This window comes from Planococcus chinensis (genome assembly GCF_020071995.1).
GTDB classification, from domain to species: domain Bacteria; phylum Bacillota; class Bacilli; order Bacillales_A; family Planococcaceae; genus Planococcus; species Planococcus chinensis_A.
The window spans coordinates 119,539-135,554 of the sequence record NZ_JABWTK010000005.1 but is presented as its reverse complement, the minus strand read 5'-3'; the positions used below and the strand labels follow the sequence as shown (position 1 = coordinate 135,554).

General features: G+C 51.3%; 14 protein-coding genes. 10 read left to right on the top strand and 4 right to left on the bottom strand.

From position 1 onward, the window contains the following. The first annotated feature begins 189 nt into the window (after nt 1–189). From HU147_RS09945 to HU147_RS09905, 9 genes are all read left to right on the top strand, one after another. Nucleotides 190–2,289 carry an MMPL family transporter gene (locus tag HU147_RS09945; RefSeq protein ID WP_224076081.1) on the top strand — a complete coding sequence of 700 codons (2,100 nt, stop codon included), beginning with the start codon at nt 190–192 and terminating at the stop codon, nt 2,287–2,289. Nucleotides 2,290–2,363: 74 nt separating this feature from the next. Continuing rightward, on the top strand, nt 2,364–3,035 hold the full coding sequence (locus tag HU147_RS09940) for a response regulator transcription factor (RefSeq protein WP_224076080.1): 672 nt from the start codon (nt 2,364–2,366) through the stop codon (nt 3,033–3,035). Then, nucleotides 3,032–4,423, top strand: a complete 1,392-nt coding sequence (locus HU147_RS09935) for a sensor histidine kinase (protein WP_224076079.1) — start codon at nt 3,032–3,034, stop codon at nt 4,421–4,423. Before HU147_RS09940 ends, HU147_RS09935 begins: the two co-directional genes overlap by 4 nt. Before the next feature lie 19 nt (nt 4,424–4,442). Next, nucleotides 4,443–4,832, top strand: a complete 390-nt coding sequence (locus HU147_RS09930; RefSeq protein ID WP_036802324.1) for a hypothetical protein — start codon at nt 4,443–4,445, stop codon at nt 4,830–4,832. Nucleotides 4,833–4,961: 129 nt separating this feature from the next. Next, nucleotides 4,962–5,300: a winged helix-turn-helix transcriptional regulator gene (locus tag HU147_RS09925; protein WP_036802321.1), complete on the top strand. Its 339-nt coding sequence runs from the start codon at nt 4,962–4,964 to the stop codon at nt 5,298–5,300. Between the two features lie 182 nt (nt 5,301–5,482). Continuing rightward, nucleotides 5,483–6,418 (top strand): formimidoylglutamase, encoded by a 936-nt coding sequence (gene hutG, locus HU147_RS09920; protein WP_224076078.1) that lies wholly within the window; start codon nt 5,483–5,485, stop codon nt 6,416–6,418. Nucleotides 6,419–6,697: 279 nt separating this feature from the next. Further along, nucleotides 6,698–6,868: a hypothetical protein gene (locus HU147_RS09915; RefSeq protein WP_224076077.1), complete on the top strand. Its 171-nt coding sequence runs from the start codon at nt 6,698–6,700 to the stop codon at nt 6,866–6,868. A 198-nt stretch (nt 6,869–7,066) separates the two neighbouring features. Beyond that, complete coding sequence (locus HU147_RS09910) at nt 7,067–7,942, top strand: CPBP family intramembrane glutamic endopeptidase (protein ID WP_224076076.1); 876 nt, start codon at nt 7,067–7,069, stop codon at nt 7,940–7,942. 198 nt (nt 7,943–8,140) lie between these two features. Further along, on the top strand, nt 8,141–8,980 hold the full coding sequence (locus HU147_RS09905) for a CPBP family intramembrane glutamic endopeptidase (protein ID WP_224076075.1): 840 nt from the start codon (nt 8,141–8,143) through the stop codon (nt 8,978–8,980). A 45-nt stretch (nt 8,981–9,025) separates the two neighbouring features. On the opposite strand, the gene HU147_RS09900 is transcribed toward HU147_RS09905, so the two are convergent. The 3 genes from HU147_RS09900 to HU147_RS09890 are packed head-to-tail and all read right to left on the bottom strand — an operon-like array spanning nt 9,026 to nt 13,079. Continuing rightward, entirely contained in the window at nt 9,026–10,885 is a 1,860-nt protein-coding gene (locus tag HU147_RS09900) for an ABC transporter ATP-binding protein (RefSeq protein WP_224076074.1), read from the bottom strand. Continuing rightward, a complete protein-coding gene (locus HU147_RS09895; RefSeq protein WP_224076073.1) occupies nt 10,882–12,606 on the bottom strand; it encodes an ABC transporter ATP-binding protein in 1,725 nt (574 codons plus the stop codon). Before HU147_RS09895 ends, HU147_RS09900 begins: the two co-directional genes overlap by 4 nt. After that, a complete protein-coding gene (locus HU147_RS09890; protein WP_074510038.1) occupies nt 12,603–13,079 on the bottom strand; it encodes a MarR family winged helix-turn-helix transcriptional regulator in 477 nt (158 codons plus the stop codon). The genes HU147_RS09895 and HU147_RS09890 overlap by 4 nt, the downstream gene beginning before the upstream one ends. 217 nt (nt 13,080–13,296) lie before the next feature. Here HU147_RS09890 and HU147_RS09885 point away from each other — a divergent pair, with 217 nt between their 5' ends. After that, nucleotides 13,297–13,740 carry a WapI family immunity protein gene (locus tag HU147_RS09885; RefSeq protein WP_224076072.1) on the top strand — a complete coding sequence of 148 codons (444 nt, stop codon included), beginning with the start codon at nt 13,297–13,299 and terminating at the stop codon, nt 13,738–13,740. A 293-nt stretch (nt 13,741–14,033) separates the two neighbouring features. On the opposite strand, the gene HU147_RS09880 is transcribed toward HU147_RS09885, so the two are convergent. Beyond that, nucleotides 14,034–16,016 carry a penicillin-binding transpeptidase domain-containing protein gene (locus HU147_RS09880; protein ID WP_224076071.1) on the bottom strand — a complete coding sequence of 661 codons (1,983 nt, stop codon included), beginning with the start codon at nt 16,014–16,016 and terminating at the stop codon, nt 14,034–14,036.

The window sequence follows — 16,016 nt, the reverse complement described above, 5'->3', positions numbered from 1 at the left end:
TATGCTCGATAAAGGGTTAAATACGCTCGGCAAAGGTTTAAATACGCTCGGTCCAGGTTAACAGTCGGATGAATTCGCTGGAGCCACACAACTGTTCAAACTCCTGCCATCAAAAATTGATATTCAATTTATATTCGTCCGTTATCATAGCGGAGGTATCATTTTTAAACTAAAAGAGGAGTGGCAAACATGAATAAGTTCTTAAACCCGATCACCGACTGGGTCTCCACGAAACGCGGCATGTGGATCACCATCATTGCCTGGATCGTTCTCGCAGTCGTCCTGACGTTCGGACCCAGTCTGAACGACTACAAAGTCGCAAACTTCCAGTCGCTGCCGGATGACGCACAGTCGATCATCGCGGACCAGAAACTGAAAGAGTATTTCCCGGATGACCAGGGAACCCCCGGCATCCTCGTCTTCCATAACGCGGAAGGCGACGTCGATTTAACAGCCGTCCAGGACATCCTGGCAGGCATTACGGACGCTAAGATTGAAGGCATCGACTCGATTGTCGACATCAGCCAGCTTCCGCCCCCTGCTTTGGAAGGCTTTTATTCCGAAGACAACACGACGATGATCATCCCGATGACGCTCCAAGCAGGGCTTGGCAGCGCCGACTTCGCGGAGATCAACGACGAAGCTTCTGAAATCGGCAATGACATCGCCGCTGATTTCGATAACATGGAATTTTATATCACAGGGCCGGCCGGCATTGCAGGAGACACCGTGAAACTGTTTGAAGAAGCGGACTTCGTGTTATTGATTGCGACCGTTTTGATTATTCTCGTGTTATTGATTGTGATTTACCGTTCGCCGCTATTAGCAATTATTCCGCTTCTCGCAACCGGCATCGTGTATCAAGTGGTCAACCAAACTCTTGCCTTTATGGGCAAAGGCGGCTTGGAACTGACAAGCCAGACGACGTCAATTATGAGCATTCTGTTGTTCGCGGCCGTCATCGATTACTCGCTGTTCGTGTTCTCCCGCTACCGCGAAGAACTGAACCATTATGAAAGCAAATACGAAGCGATGAAATACGCCATGCGCGCAACCGGTGAACCGGTCTTCTTCGCAGGCGGCACCGTACTTGCGGCAATGCTCGTCCTGTTCTTTGCGGACTTCCGCGACTACGCGAACTTCGCACCGATCTTCGGGACTGCGGTATTTGTCATCATGATTGCTTCCATTACATTAGTGCCGGCACTCTTCACCTTGTTCGGTCGTAAAGCGTTCTGGCCGAAAGTTCCGAAATACGGCGACGCGAAAAACGTCAAGCACGGCATCTGGGGGCCGGTTGCGAAATTCGTCGTCAACAAACCCGTATTGTCCGGCGGACTTGTCGCGATTTTGATGATCATCTCGGCACTCAACGTCGTGAACCTGGAATTTGAATTCGACACAGTGAAATCGTTCCCGGACGATATGCCATCACGCGTCGGCTATGAAATTGTCGAAGAGAAATTCGAAAAAGGCGAAATCGCGCCTTCTACTCTTTTGGTCGTCAGCGATGAGCCGATTTCGGAAGAAGCAGCTGCTGCTCTTTCTGAGCAATTGACAGCTTACGACGAAATTGCCTCTGCCCGTCTTTCCGGCCAAACCGAAAACGGCGAAGCCGTGAAATACAACTTAGCCTTATCCATTAACCCGTATACAACAGAAGCGCTTGATTTTGTTGAAAACTTGCGGGATGACAGCGCAGCCCTTCTTGAAGAAGCGGGAATTGACGGCGAAACGCATTTCGGCGGCATCACGCCAAAACTGGTGGACGAACGCAACGTCAACAACAGCGACATCTACAAAATCGTAGCGCTTGAAACGATTTTGATTCTGGTGCTCTTGTTTGTTCTGACCCGTTCATGGAAAATGCCGTTCTATATGATGGCAACCATCCTATTCTCTTATGTATCAGCGCTAGGCTTGGGAATTTTCCTTATCGATGTGCTGTTCGGTTTTGACGCCATCAGTACGCGCGTGCCGGTCTATGCGTTCATCTTCCTGGTCGCACTCGGCATTGACTACAACATCATCCTGGTATCGCGTTTTATGGAAGAGCGGAAAACCCGCAAAGTGAAAGACGCGCTCGAAGTGGCGATCCGCAATACCGGCGGCGTGATTTCAAGCGCCGGAATCATCCTGGCGGCAACATTCGCAGCCCTTACGACGATGCCGATCGCCGATTTGTTCGTCTTTGGCTTTATGGTATCCATTGGGATCCTGATCGATACGTTCCTCGTGCGCGGCATGCTGCTTCCGGCCCTGATTTTGTTTTTTGAAAAAGACAAGTAAACCCTGCATAATGGAATGAGCCGATAGCCCGGCTGCCAATATGCCGGGCTTTCTATTGATGGGGAGGAATTCCAATGAAAATACTCGTCGTGGACGACGACCTTTATATTCAGCAGCTGGTCGCGATTCATCTCGGCAAAGAAGGCTATACCGTCTACAAGGCAAGTGACGCGGAACAGGCGCTCCTGCTGCTTGAAGAGCTCACCGTCGACTTGGCCATTGTCGACGTCATGATGCCCGGAATGAATGGGTTTGAATTGACCCGAATCCTGACGCAGGAGCTGGAAATCCCGGTAATTCTGCTGACGGCAAAGGGGCAGCTTGACGACAAGGAAAAAGGCTTTATGTCCGGATCCGAAGATTATATGGTCAAACCGTTTGAACCGCGCGAGCTGTTGTTCCGTGTCGCAGTCGTGCTCCGGCGTTCCGAGCGTTCTCTGCAGGAAAATCTGAACGCCGGCAATCTGTCGATCAACCGCCGCAATTTCGAAGTGGCCATCGACCATGAAACTTTGATCCTGCCGCTGAAGGAATTCGAAATCCTGTCGGTCCTGGCGGCGCGCGCCAATATGGCTACGCCCCGCAGCTTGTTGATGGAACAGGTTTGGGGCGAAGACAACGAAGGCAATGAAATGACCTTGAACACCCATATCAATCGCATTCGAGACCGGCTGAAGCGCTACGGCGCCAATGTTGAAATCCATACACTGCGCGGCATCGGCTATAAACTCGAGGCGCCGAAATGAAGTCGCTCTACCGCCAATTTATTGTTTCTACGCTGTTCATCCTGGCCATTTCCATTTTGATCGGTTTTGCCATCGCCAACTTTTTCTATTTGACGGTCACCAAAGAACAGGAAATCGAGAAAAACATAGCCGTCGCAGGAGAAATTGTGTCGACGGTCAATTATGTGCCGTATTCGAAAGAAAGCTTTGACCGGTACTTGGAAGCGGTGGCGAAGCTCGGCTACCAGATTGCGGTCGTCGACAGCAGCGGCGGGAAAACCTTTTACGGGGACGCGTTTGACGACACAGCGTTGCCGCAGGAAGCCGAGCGCGTCATATCCGACGGCGTAATGTATACCGGCCTGGATGATTTTTCGGGCAAAATTTTCATGATTGCCCATTTCTCGAACAAGCTTCATAACACGGTCGGGGTGCCGTTTACGTTTGAGGACGAAACCTATGGACTTTTCATCCGGCAGGACACGAAACTTGTCGCGACTGATATCCACGCCGTCCTGATCGGGTTTGTCGGCGCCATCGGCATTGTCAGCATTCTTGGCATGATCTGGATGGCCCGCCAATTGACGCGCCCGATTGTCCAATTGACCGAAGCGACCCGCTACATTGCACGCGAAAACTACAGCTACCCGCTGGAAATCAAGCGCAACGATGAAATCGGCCAACTGTCGGAAAGCTTCAACTTGATGCAGACGCAATTGAAGCATAACGACCTGGCGCGGAAATCGTTCATCAATAACGTCTCGCACGATTTCCAGTCGCCGCTCATGAACATCCAGGGCTATGCAGACCTGTTAAAGTCGCCGGACCTGTCAGACAGCGACCGCCTCGCCTACACGTCGATCATCGACCAGGAAGCGAAACGGCTGTCCAGCCTGACGCGGCAATTGCTGCTGCTGACTTCGCTTGACCAAGGCGCCTACCCGATGAAAGCTGCCGAGTTCCGCCTCGATGAAAGTTTGAAAAGCGTTGTGCAGAAATACCGCTGGCGCCTGGAAGAGGAAGACATCGACATCTCGTACAAGCTGGCCCCGGTTTTATTCCACGGGGATGCGGAACTGCTCCAAAACGTCTGGGACAACCTGCTGACCAATGCCATCAAGTACAATAAACCCGGCGGCAGTATTGAAATCAACTTGCGTTCGACTGATAATGGGATAGCGGTGTCGTTCAAAGACAGCGGCATCGGCATTGCGGAAGACGCCATCCCGCAGCTGTTCGAGCGCTTTTACCGCGTTGATGCGGCACGCAAAAACGACGGCACCGGGCTCGGTTTGTCCATCGTCCAGCAAATCGTCACGCTGCACGGCGGAACAATCAGAGTCCAAAGCCACTCCGGAGAAGGAAGCGAATTTACCATCACCTTCCCGCATCCGGATACGAAACATTAACTTACTGGAGGTTCTTACTATGGAAAAAACCTGGAGTCTACGCTTGATCCAGTTCGCAGCCATTTTTGGCTTTATTGGCACATTTCTTGGTTCACAAATGGCGGGCGAAATGGATTATTCGCTGCGCCCTGTCCACGCCCACATCTTAGTCGTCGGCTGGCTGTCGGTATTTGCGTGGGGCATTTTCTACCGCGTTTATACGGTCAAGTACAAGAAATTGGTTGCCGTTCACAGTGTCCTCGCTATGGCCGGCGCATTCGGCTTAACGGCCGGCATGTGGATCTACAACTTGAATCCATTCAATTGGAATGAAACATTGGTGATGATTCTGTTCATCATCGGCGGATCATTGCTCTTGCTTGCTTTCCTGTTGTTTGTGGTCATTTCGTTCTTGACGGAAAAAGAGTAAAAGTGGATAGGCCTTTTCCAGGGTGCGAAACCTGGAAGAGGTCGTTTTCATCTGACTCTACTCCACTAGTATACTTTTTATACTTCGATAATCTTTAAGTGTTCGCAATTTTGTTAAGGAGTGATAAAAATGAAAGTCTCTCCATATATAGAAGCGTCTTTTCAGGTGCTCGGGAAAAAATGGACCGGACAGCTCGTCCATTATTTATCGCTATGTGAAAACCAGACAGCGCGTTTCTCGGACATCAAGCGCGACATTAAGGGCATTACCTCCAGATCGCTGTCACTGAAGCTTTCCGAACTTGCAGAAGAAGGCCTGGTTGAGAAAGCCGTGGAAAGCGGCGCATCCGGAGCCATGTATCGCCTGACCGAAAAAGGCAGCGCTTTGGCAGACAGCCTCCAGCCCTTGCAGCAATGGGCACGCCAGTACATGGAAATCGAACGCCAAACTGACAAGGAATCCTCTTAATGGGATTGGTTCTTTTGAATCAAAAAGCAGATTGACCAAATAAATCAGAAGGAAAGCCGCCACATTGGCGGCTTTCCTTTTTTGTTCTTGGCCGTTTGGGGAATGTTTTCATGCACAGCTCCCTGAAATTCATTACAATAGGAAGATGAAGCTTTATAATATATTTACTCGAGGTGTTCTATTTGTATAAATTACCGAGAAAGCATTTTTGGCACGGACCGATCGACAGCGAGTCAGACCGGGACAGTTTCCGCTTTCACCAAAGCGTCGAATTCGTGAGCAGCATCGAGGCGCCGAAAGGCTCTTTTTCCATCCTCGGCTTTGAATGCGATGAAGGCGTCCAGCGCAGCGGCGGACAGGCTGGAGCTGCCGAAGCACCGGATCAGATCCGGAGCCAGCTGGCGCAATTGCCCGATCATTTGGGCGGGCGCCCGCTGATTGATTCCGGCACCGTGATGCAAAAAGATGGCAAGATGGAAAAAGCGCAGCGGGAACTGGGCGAACACGTCAGCAATTTGCTGCGCTGCGGATCGACGCCGATCATCCTCGGCGGCGGACACGAAACCACTTACGGCCATTATTGGGGATCGCGGCGCTTTTTCGGCGCTGATGCGAAAATCGGCATCATCAGCATCGATTCCAATTTCGATCTGCAGGAGTCGGATCGCCCGCATGCCGGCACGATGTTCAAGCAAATCCTGGAGTCGGATGACAATGCCGGCTACCTGGTGCTCGGCGTCCAGCCGCTCGGCAACACACGCGCCACATTCAATCAGGCCGACAAGCTCGGTGCGCAGTATGTCCTCGCAGAAGACCTTGCGCTGCGCGACTTGCAAAGCACGCAAAACGTCATCGATGCATTTTGCGACAAGCACGACCACATCATCGTCAGCTTCTGCATGGAATCGCTGTCGTCGTTCCATGCCCCAAGCATCGTCGACGCGTCTCCGTTCGGTCTCGAACCGGTCGTCGTGCGGCAATTGCTGTGGCACATCGTCGCGAACCCAAAAGTGCAAAGCTTCGATATTTCCGACGTCAATCCGACAATTGACGAGAACGGCAAGACTACAAAGCTTGCGGCGTATTTGGTAGCCGAAGTGATGGCTGCGTTCAATTAAATCTTTTTGGTGCACCAGCTGAACTTAGCTGGTGCGTTTTTTATGTTTGGGCATCTGTCTTTTAAAGGGTTTGCGGTCTCGTTTTTAGAATACGCTCGGTTGTTTTAAGAATACGCACAGCAATCCCGGAAATACGCTCAACAAAGGTTAAAATACGCACAGCAGCTTCAGAAATATGCTTCCGGCTGATAAATCAATTGCCTTCCTCCTAAAACTGTTGAAACTTCCCCTTATCTCTTCCGTAGAATAAGCAGAAGTCTTTTATGAAGGAGGAATTCCATGGAAATCGGATTATTTGCATTGGCGGCTATACTTGGCCTCGCCTTTCTGGTGCTTATCGGCTTTGACATGCGCATGAAAGCACAAGTGAACATAGCGAAAATCCAGCTGGAGCGCGACAAGATTGCGTTGGAACAGAAGAAGCTGGAACTTCAGCAAAAAGGGCTTTAAACTTTCATACATAACAGAAAACCGTCCGGTTCCGGGCGGTTTTTCCTTCCGCAAAAATGAGAATTTTTCCTCCTCCAAACTTCCTCCAAAATAGTTAGTCTTCCCATTTTCGGGTAAAATATAAGTAACTAAACACCTCTGTCGCTGATGCTTACTTTTCTCGCTTGCCTTAGGTCAACCTGAGAGGCGGTGCATAGCATGTTTGAAGAAATGAGGACCCGTGACTTTGTCCGCTGGATGTTTTTCGGAATACTGATTGCCGCCTTCGCACTGGTGCAGCTTTCGCCAAATCCGCTCATCTTGGATGTCGGCATCCAGCTGACCTTTTATGTGATTGTGCCGGTCCTATATTTCGGGCGGCAGTTTCAAAAGCAGCAAGTGCCGCTGTCACGCGTCGTGTTCTTGAAAGGCGCTTCGCGTTGGTTGTTGCCGCTCGCCGGCCTTGTCACTTTGTCGACGTTTTTTTCCATGGCGATGCTTTGGCTGCAGCTGCGCGTCTTGATGCCGGTCGCTCCCTGGATGGTCGACTCACTTCTCGAGCGGGCACCGTTTCCAGACAACACTGCATATCTAATCACTGTATCGCTCATTGTTGCAGTGATTGGACCTATTGCGGAAGAATTCATGTTCCGGGGGCTTCTCCTAAAACGGCTGATTTCCAAGACGTCGATGTGGGAAGGGATCGGAACATCGAGCCTGTTGTTCGGGATGCTCCACATGGACTTTTTCGGCGCGTTCTTGTTCGGCGTGACGGCGTCGATTTTGTATTTGCTGACGGACAATCTGCTGATTCCGATTTTGCTGCACATCTTCCATAACTCGCTTGTTGTCGGTTTGATGTTCATCAGCCCCGGCTGGCCCGAATGGCTGACCGTGATGGAAAGCGCGGACATCTACACGAAAGCCGTGCCGAATGCGATTGTCCTGTTCGTCACCAGCATCCTGATCTTCGCGGTTATCCTGCGGCTGGCGCAAAGCTTGAACAAGAAAAAAGAAGAAGAGAAGTACCAAGCCTTCTTAGAGAAACAAGGAGAAGCCCTGCAGAATGAACCCGATCATCCCGAAATGCCTTAACGGCGTTTTGGGATTTTCCCCGCTTTAACGGGCAGTTGGACTCCTGCTTTTTTGAGCGGGAAGTCTACTGACCGTAAAAGCCCGATTGGTTCAACTACCCATCAGTGGAAAAACCACTGATGGAGTTTCACTTTATTTTTAGTTCCATAAGCCTAAACTCCTGCTATACTGGATTTATTCTACATAAGGGGTGCACGAATGTTTGAGAAAATGAAGTTTCGTTATATTGTCGGGATTACCCTGACTGTTTACCTTTCGCTGATTTACGCCACGACCGTTTTCCCGATGAGCGATGACTTGGAATGGATCCTGGTATCGGTGGCCATTTACGGGATCGTGCCCGCCTGGTTTTTTACCTATCAGTTCCGCCTGCAGGGCGTGACGCTGTCTAGATTCGCCTTTGCGCAAGGCATCGAACGCTGGATCGGCGCAGTTATTGGGCTGATTGTCGGGTCAATCGCTTTTTCACTGGGCTTTTTGTGGCTTCAGCTGAACGTCTTCGAGTCGATTGCGCCGGGCTGGGCTGCTTATTTGCTGGAGCCGGTTCCGCTGCCGGCAAGTCCGCTTTACTTGGCTATCACGGTTGCCATTATGATTTTGCTTGAACCGATTGCAGAAGAATTCATTTTCCGCGGCGTGCTGTTGAAACGGATGGCGCTGAAAACTTCCCGCTGGGGCGGTGTGTTCATCTCGAGCCTGCTGTTCGGCTTGATGCACGATGACATTCTTGGCGCGTTCCTGTTCGGCATCATTGCGGCCTTGCTGTATTTGAAAACGCAGAATTTGCTGGCACCGATCATTTTGCATATCGCCTACAACGCTTTTTATGCGCTCACGATGGCCTATGCCCCCACTTGGCCGGAAGCACTGCGTGTGCAGGAAATGTCCGAAATTGCTGAGAAAGCAGTGCCGAACCTCATCGTTCTTGCCGTCGGTACCGTCTTACTCGCCGGTTTACCCGCTTGGCTGATCCGTGAAAACGTTTGGAAAAAGAACCGGAAAGTCGTCTTTCTCCATAAAAAAGGGTTTAGAAATTAATAAAAACCGCTCAACAACTTGTTGAGCGGTTTCTTTCTATCCAAATTAAATGGCCACTTTCTCCGAAAACTGGCTGTTGTACAAATCGGCGTAAAAGCCGTTTTTCTCAAGCAATTCGGTGTGGGTGCCTTGTTCGATGACATTCCCTTTGTCCATCACGAGAATCAAATCAGCATCTTTGATGGTTGACAGGCGGTGCGCAATGACAAAACTTGTGCGCCCTTCCATCAGCCGGTTCATCGCCTGCTGGATGAAGATTTCCGTCCGCGTATCAACGCTTGACGTGGCTTCGTCCAAAATCATGATCGGCGGGTCCGCCAATATGGCGCGTGCAATCGTCAAGAGCTGTTTTTGGCCCTGTGAAATATTTGATGCTTCTTCATTCAGCACGGTGTCATAGCCGTCCGGCAGCGTACGGATGAAATGGTCCGCATGCGCGGCATCGGCTGCGGCGAAGATTTCTTCGTCGGTCGCACCGTTTTTGCCGTAGGCGATATTGGCTTTGATGGTGCCGTTGAAAAGCCAGGTATCCTGCAGCACCATGCCGAAGCTATGCCGGAGCGAGCTTCGGGACATTTCGCGGGTATCCAGGCCGTCGATCAGGATCCGTCCCGCGTTCAATTCATAAAAGCGCATCAACAGGTTGATCAACGTCGTCTTGCCGGCACCCGTTGGCCCGACGATGGCGACTGTCTGCCCCGTTTTCACTCGGATGTTCATATCGTGGATCAGCAATTCTTCGCCGTAGCCGAAGTCGACTCCTTCGAACACCACCGCGCCTTTCGCTCTGTCCAGGCTGACTGCTGCGACTTCCTTCTGTTCTTCCGGTTCATCGAGCAGTTCAAAGACACGTTCCGCTGCCGCCACCGTCGACTGGACGATGTTCGCGATATTCGCCGCTTGCATGATTGGCTGGGTAAACTGTTTCGAATACGTGATGAATGCTTGGATGTCCCCGATTGAAATCGCCCGCTGCGTCACGAGAATCCCGCCGACAACGCTGATCACCACATAACTGAAGTTGCCGATGAACGTCATGAGCGGCATGATGATTCCCGAGATAAACTGGGCGCGCCGCCCCGCTTCGTACAATTCGTCGTTCACTTGCTCAAACTTGGCCACCGCTTTTTTCTCATGGCCGAATGCCTTCACCACCGGATGCCCGGTGTACATTTCTTCGATATGGCCGTTCAATTCGCCGAGCGAGCGCTGCTGGTTGGCGAATTGTGTCTGCGACCGCTTCAAGATCGGCTGGATGACAAACAGCGACAGAGGCAAGGAAACAAATGCGATCAAGGTCAATAACGGACTGATTGTCAGCATCATGACAATGATTCCGACCAGCATCACAACTGACGTAATAAATTGCGTCAAGCTTTGCTGCAGCGTACTGCCGATGGTGTCGATGTCATTCGTCATGCGGCTTAAAGTTTCGCCGTTTGGCCGGCCGTCAAAATAATTCAAAGGCAGCTTCTCGAGTTTTTTATTCACATCCTGGCGCAAGTCATACACCGTATCCTGCGCCACCGTCGACATGATGTACTGCATCAAATAACTGAAGAGGCTGCTGAAGATATACAATCCGGCCAGCACCAACAGGATTTCGCCGATGACGCCAAAATCGATGCCGGCACCCGGCGTTCCTTGCAGTTTGCCATATGCCCCTTCAAACAATTCCGTGATGGCGTTCCCCGTCAGTTTCGGTCCGACAATCGAGAACACTGTACTTAAAATGGCAGCGAGGAAGACCACCGTCAATCGTTTGCTGCGCGGCTTCAAATACCGGACGAGCCGTCTGAACGTCACTTTGAAATTTTTTGGTTTTTCGGCAGGCATGCTCATGCCCGGAGGCCCGCCGTGTCCGCCGCCGGGTCTGCCGCCTGGAGGCCGTTTTTCGTTGCTCATGCAATCTCCTCCTCTGACAGCTGGGAATAGGCGATTTCCCGGTAGACTTCGTTGCTGTTCATCAATTCTTCGTGCGTGCCCATGCCGACAACCCGCCCGTTTTCCAGGACGATGATGCGGTCGGCGTCGACGACCGTGCTGACGCGCTGCGCCACCAGCAAGACCGTCGCATTTTTCGTTTCATCTTTCAGCGCTTTGCGAAGCCGTGCATCCGTCTTGAAATCAAGCGCCGAAAAACTATCGTCAAAAATATAAATATCCGGCTTCCGGACAAGCGCCCGGGCAATCGCGAGACGTTGCTTCTGGCCGCCCGATAAGTTCGAACCGCCTTGCTCAATTTCGGTCGCGTAGCCTTCTTTCAGCCCACTGATAAATTCAGTTGCCTGGGCAATCGAGGCGGCGTGTTCAAGTTCCGCCTGCGTCGCTTCTTCTTTCCCGAAGCGGATGTTGTCGGCAATCGTGCCGGTAAAGAGAATCGATTTCTGCGGCACAAAGCCGAGCTTCGAACGCACTTCATCCTGCGACGCATTCCGGATATCGACGCCGTTGACCCGGATGGCCCCGCTTGAAATCTCATAGAAACGCGGAATCAAATTGATCAATGTCGACTTCCCGGAGCCGGTCCCGCCGATAATGGCGGTGACCTCACCCGGCTTCGCTTTGAAGGAAATGTCCGACAGCGCGGGTTTCTCGGCTCCCGGGTAACTGAAGGTCACGTTTTCAAACTCAAGCGTGCCGCGTTCACGGTCCGCCGTATCGTTGCCCAAGTCCTGGAATGACGGTTTCATATCCAGCACTTCGTTGATGCGGTTCGCCGAAACGGCGGCACGCGGCACCATGACGAACATGACCGACGCCATGACCAGTGCAAACATGATCATCATGACGTATTGGATAAAGGCCATCAAATCACCGATTTGCATCGCCCCGTTGTCAATGCGGATGCCGCCGAACCAAATAACCGCCACAACCGTCAAGTTCATGACGAGCATCATGACCGGCATCATGAATGCCATGATTTTATTGACCCGGATGGAGACGTCCGTCAAATCGCGGTTCGCTCCTTGCAGCCGGGCTTTTTCTTCCGTTTCGCGGTTGAACGCCCGGATGACGCGGATGCCGGTCAAGTTTTCACGCAGCACCAAGTTCAGGCGGTCGAGCCGCTTTTGCACTTCCTGGAACAACGGCATTGCTTTTCTGAAAATCAAAATGATTGAACCTGCCAGAAACGGCATTGCGCCGACAATGACCAGCGACAATTTCGCATCTTGGGAAATCGCCATGATCAAACCGCCGACGAGCATGATCGGTGCGCTGATGACCATGCGCAGCATCATCATGACCACTTGCTGGATCTGTGTGATGTCGTTTGTTGTCCGGGTAATAAGCGACGCCGTGCCGACCTGGTCAAACTCCTGCAGCGAAAATTTCTCCACATGCTTGAACACGCGGCCGCGAAGGTCACGCCCTAAGCCCATTGCGGCTTTTGATGAATAGTAACTCGCCGTAATCGAAGCAACCGCCCCGAGCGCGGAAATCAACAGCATCCAGCCGCCGATCTGCCAGATATACGGGATATTTCCTTTCACGACCCCATTGTCAATGATATCTGCCATCAAAGTCGGCAAAAAAAGGTCCGCCATCGACTGGCCAAAAATCAGAAGCGTGACAGCGACAATAAGCCATTTGTAGACACTCAAGTTTTTTAGAATTCGTATCATTTGCGCTGCTCCTCTAACTCACGCACGTCCAAGTGCGCGGAAATGTGCTGGTGGATCTCCAGCAGTTTTTCGTATTGTTCATCGCTCAGCGACTCCACGGCTTCCTGGAACCGCTGATGGCTTCCGCCTTCTTGCTGATGGACTGCTTCGACAAGCGACACGCCTTTTTCGGTCAATGCGAGCTGCATTTCCCGCCGGTTGTCTTCCACTTGCCGGCGGTCCAAAAACCCGTCACGAACCAGGCCATCCACCGCCTGGCTCAAGGTGCTTTTCGGGAGAAACGTCACTTCCCCCACCTTCTTCTGCGTCATCTCTTTGCATTTTCCAAGCGTCATCAAAATCGCATATTGCGGCATCGACAACCCATTCCGGGCTGCCGTCTGCTGCTCCAGGCAAATCAAGTTTTTCTGCACATTCCGGAATGACCGCATCAACTGGATCGAACGCGTTAACTTTTCATTTTCCTCTTTCATGGTCCATGCTCATCCTTCCATTTTCGAACAGTTCCATTTCGAACCATCTTTTTCGATAGCTTAAATCTACTCCTATCCATCAAGAGAGTCAAAAAGTTGGATCGGTTTTCGAGCTTCATTCAAAGGTTTATTGACACTCCGCTTTTTTCTTTTTCTTTCGATATTCTTTTCTGTGCATTATTGATAGACTTAAGTTAAAACAGTTATCATGACCGGGGTGAAAAGATTGAAATTTCTTGTGTTGGGTGACAAAACGAAATTGGAAATCGAAGTGCTGCAGCGGAATTACCCGAATAGCCGGGATTATTGGGATGCCAATTGGATCGCTTCCCGCATCCATCTGGAAATCCCCGGATACACCGCGCATTTTGAAGCAGACCTCCGAACAAATGAATTGAAGGAATTTGTTGATGAGCTGCGCGACATGAACGAGGCCTTAAAAGGAACCGCCACGTTAAAAAACCTGGATGACTATATCCATCTGACCGGCACGATGAATTCACTCGGCAAGATCATCTGGAACTTGGAGACCCGCTTTCCGGCAGGAGACAGCGCCAAACTGTCCTGCACCTTCACCTCCGACCAAAGCTATCTGCGAATTTTGATCGATGAAGTGGATGCAGTGCTTGAAGCTTATCCGGTGGTGGGGAAAGTTCGGTGAAGATTTGTATATGAAACATTTTCTGAGCACTGCATGCTGCAGTGCTTTTTTGTGCGTTAAAAAGAAACATCGCTTTATGCTCTGCTACGAGCCCCAACCCTTTATCGACGTTTCCGGCTATTCTTATCGAAGTATTTAAGTTTTCTATCGAAGTTTCCAGTGTTTCTATCGAAGTTTCTCACAACTTTATCGAAGTTTTTCAACTTTCTATCGCCGTTCCCTTCAAATGAACGCATTTAGACAAAACAAAAAGGCTGCCGAGAAGCTCTCGACAGCCTGAAAAATCATCGCTCTTATTTAAACACTTCCGCCGCCATGCCGGCCACGTAATCGCTGCCGCCATTGTCTTCGACGTTTTCAACCATCATCGCAAGCAGAAGCGTCGGATCGGCTTCGTTGTATGTGACGAAAAAGCCGTTTTCTTTGCCGCGTTCTTCCCCGGCTGCTTTCAGTTCGGCTGTACCGGTTTTACCGGCAAGCGCAGCGCCTGGAATGTTCGCCGATTGCGCATAGCCGTCAACCACTACGTTACGCATGCCTTTGCGGAGCGTCGCTGCGTTTTCCGCTGAAATCAAGCCTTCTTTCCAAACCTGCGCATCTTTGTCGTCCAGCACAAGCGTCGGTTTGTACATGATGCCGTCAGTCAGGAACGGTTCGTACATCGTCGCCAAATGCAGGATGTTCGTCAGCATCTGCCCTTGGCCGAACGAAGTTGCTGCGAGCTGGCTTTCCGAATCGATGGTGCCTTCATTGGAAATCTGGGAAGCCTCTAAGTTCATCGAAAACGGAATGTCTTCCCCGAAGCCGTATTTCTTCAAGCCTTCGGCAAAGGTTTCATTGCCCATTTTGAGTGCCTGTTGGGCAAAGTAAATATTGTCTGAGAACACCAAGGCTTTGTTCAAATCAATCGGATTCGGTGCTTCCGGATGCAGGCGCGTGACGCCTTGCCACGACTTGCCGCTGATTTCCAAGCCTTCTGCAGGCTTCAAGGTCCCCGCTTCCAAGCCGATTGCGGCCGTCACCGGTTTCAAGGTCGAACCGGGTGCATAGGCCTGGGCAAAGCGGTTGAACAACGGCGTCAGTGGATCGGCTTCCAGTTCCTTAAAGCGGTCGCCGCTGATGCCGAGCGTGAATTCGTTCGGGTCAAAGCTTGGCGAGGAAACGAGCGCCAAAGTTTCGCCCGTTTTTGGATTCACCGCTGCCGCTGTTCCCGGTTCGCCTTTCATCGAAGCGAACGCTTTTTTCTGCAGTTCCGCGTCAATCGTCAACGTGATGGTTTCGCCGTCTGTCACCGGTTGTTCGGCAACCGTAATCGGCTCCACGCCTTCTGCCGGTTTGTCGATCCAGATTCGCATGCCGTCTTTGCCGCGGAGCTGTTCTTCAAATGTCCGCTCCAAGCCTTGGCGCCCGATCTGGTCGCCGGTTGTGTAGCCCTCGTCTTTCCGCTCTTCCAATTGTTCCGCTGTGATGCTGCCGATATAACCCGACAAATGCCCCAGCGCTTCTTCGTACGGATATTCCCGCATCGCTACTTGCTGCGCTGCGACACCTGGAATGGCAATGGCTTTATCGAGCACTTCCGTATTGTTGCGCGCGATTTTTGCAAGCGGCACAAATAATTCCGGCTTGATCCAGTCCTGCTCAAGCTTCGCATCGATTTGTTCGACCGTCTGGTTCAGCAGTTTCGCAAGCTCGGCTTTTTTCTTGTCGTCCGTGAATTTTTCGGGCACAATGCCGATATTGTAGCCGCCGCCGTTAATGGCGATTCCTTTTCCGGTGCGGTCCAGAATTTCCCCGCGCACCGCTTTGATGCGGTCGATGCGGATTTCGTCTTCGACTTCCAATTGCGGGAAGATGAACGACGGATCCCATTCCACAAACCAGTCTTCCGTTTCGCCTTGCGTCTCGTGAAGAAGCGTCATCGTTTTTTCAAACTCCACCGGTCCGGCGAGTGTGTTCATTTTGACCTGCACCGGAAAATCCGCCGGCTGCTCTTCTTCCCATTTTGCATCTTCTGCCGGTTTCGTATAAGCCACTTCCAGCCCATCGATTCCCAAGTCTTCTTTCAGTTTTTGCTGGCGGTCCACGAACTGCGCTTTGTCATACGCCTGTTTCGTGCCGTCATTCAAAAATCCGTCATACATTTCGGCATACTCGCCTTTATTCCAATGGTTGATATATGCCGCCAGCCGGTCTTCCGGCGTGGCCTGCTGCGAACAGCCTGCCAAAAGCACAAACACTCCGATTAATAAAATTGCTGCCCAGTATCTCTTCAT